Here is a 1,715-nt window from a genome sequence, read left to right on the forward strand (position 1 = left end):
TAGTTACAGCATAACTGCGCTTGCTGGCTGGGGGAAGATCCGTCGGGAACCGGGTTTCAATAAAGGTGGTCACGCGGAAACCGCCCAGTTTTCCAGTTGCAGACCCCGGACTTTGGAAAACTCGCGCGTGTTGTTGGTGACCAGAACGGCATTGACGCTCAGTGCATGCGCGGCAATCAGGGTGTCCAGGGAGCCAATCGGTTCCCCCCGGCGCTCCAGGTCAGCGCGCAAATCGCCATACGCCCACATGGCCGCCAGATCAAAAGGGAGAACTTCCAGCGGGGCAAGAAACATTTCCAGCGCCTGGCGATTGCGTATCGAGGCACTTTTGGCCACACCAAAGGCAAGTTCTGCGGTCACCATACTCGACAGCCCGACTTCACCCAGTCGGTATTGATGAAAACGTGCCAGTACTTCAGGCGGTTTGGTGTTGATGAGGTAAATGCAGATATTGGTGTCGAGCAGAATCATGCGGTAATCTCGGCACGAACTTGCGTCGCTGGCTGCTCCCTTGTCATGACAAACCCAGGCTCGAAGGACGAGAGCGCAGTTTCCAGCATTTGCCAGGGGTCATCCACCGGCAGCAAGAGAACGCCATTGCCAAAATGCCGCACAACCACTTCCGTGCCGGCAAACCGGTATTCTTTGGGTAGCCGAACTGCCTGGCTGCGGCCCGATCGAAAAAGGCGTGCGGTATCCATGTGAAACTCCGAAGAACGGTAGTGACCAATGATATCTACCTTTTATCGCAGTGTCAGCCGGGTCGTGATCGGGCCAAACCCCGCAGTTCCTGACGTATCAGCCTCGAAAGATCACCCGATTTCGCCCTTTTTCCTTGGCCAGGTACAACCGCCGATCTGCTACCCGCACCAACTCCTCGGCACTGATTTCTCCGTCCATCGCGAGTTGGCTCGCCGCTACCAGGCCGACGGAAACGGTGACCGGAATCCGCTCCCGATCAAAGACAAACTCGCTGCCGGCCACCGCCTGCCTCAGCCGCTCGGCAAATTGGATGCCGTTGTTCAAGCCGCCGATGGAGAATCCGTAAAACTCTTCACCACCATATCGGCCGATCTCATCCTCATGCCGCTTGGTGGCGCGCATCACCTCAGCGAAGCCGACCAAGATCTGGTCTCCGGCCTGATGGCCATGCATGTCGTTCACTGCCTTGAAATGATCGATGTCCAACAACAGAAAAACAAAATCGGTGACGTGGCCGCGGCGGAGATTACCGATATTGATTTCGAGAATCCGTTGGAGGATGGTCCGTTTCGGCAATTTGGTCAGTTCGTCGAAATAGCCGATTTTTTCCAGCAGATCCTTCTGCTCCATCTCCTTGGTGACCTCGGTCAGGCAGCCAATGGAGAGACAGATCTGGTCCTCGACAAAGACCTCGATATTGGCCTGGTCCTTCAGCCAGATCCTCTTCCCCTCCGGCAAGGCCAGTTGATAGACGAACTCCACCGCGCCCGCTTTCTTCACTTCCTCGCGCAAGCCGGCCTGATCGCCACGCAACTCGGCCCGGGTCACGATTTCCTCCTCCACCTTGCTCTCTCGCTCGGCATATCGGTAGAGGCGCCGGTCAACGATACTCTGACGGAAAACCTCGTCCACTTCCTCCCGATTGCAGCCGAGAAGGGCGAGAAACTTCGCCCCGACATATTCATACCAGATGACCTTCTCATGTTCGCGCCAGGCGGCGATATAGGGGATGA

General features: G+C 56.6%; 3 protein-coding genes. All 3 read right to left on the reverse strand.

The window, feature by feature from the left end; translation table 11 throughout:
• Positions 1–69 precede the first annotated feature (69 nt).
• The gene (locus CAPSK01_RS04950; protein WP_034923315.1) at positions 70–471 is read right to left on the reverse strand and encodes a type II toxin-antitoxin system VapC family toxin; all 402 of its coding nucleotides are present in this window, start codon (positions 469–471) and stop codon (positions 70–72) included.
• Complete coding sequence (gene vapB, locus CAPSK01_RS04955) at positions 468–701, reverse strand: type II toxin-antitoxin system VapB family antitoxin (protein ID WP_034923316.1); 234 nt, start codon at positions 699–701, stop codon at positions 468–470. The genes CAPSK01_RS04950 and vapB overlap by 4 nt, the downstream gene beginning before the upstream one ends.
• A 97-nt stretch (positions 702–798) precedes the next feature.
• The coding region (locus CAPSK01_RS21890; protein ID WP_273703114.1) for a GGDEF domain-containing protein at positions 799–1,715 on the reverse strand (917 nt) is incomplete at its 5' end.

It is taken from the genome of Candidatus Accumulibacter vicinus (assembly GCF_000584955.1).
In the GTDB taxonomy this organism is placed as follows: domain Bacteria; phylum Pseudomonadota; class Gammaproteobacteria; order Burkholderiales; family Rhodocyclaceae; genus Accumulibacter; species Accumulibacter vicinus.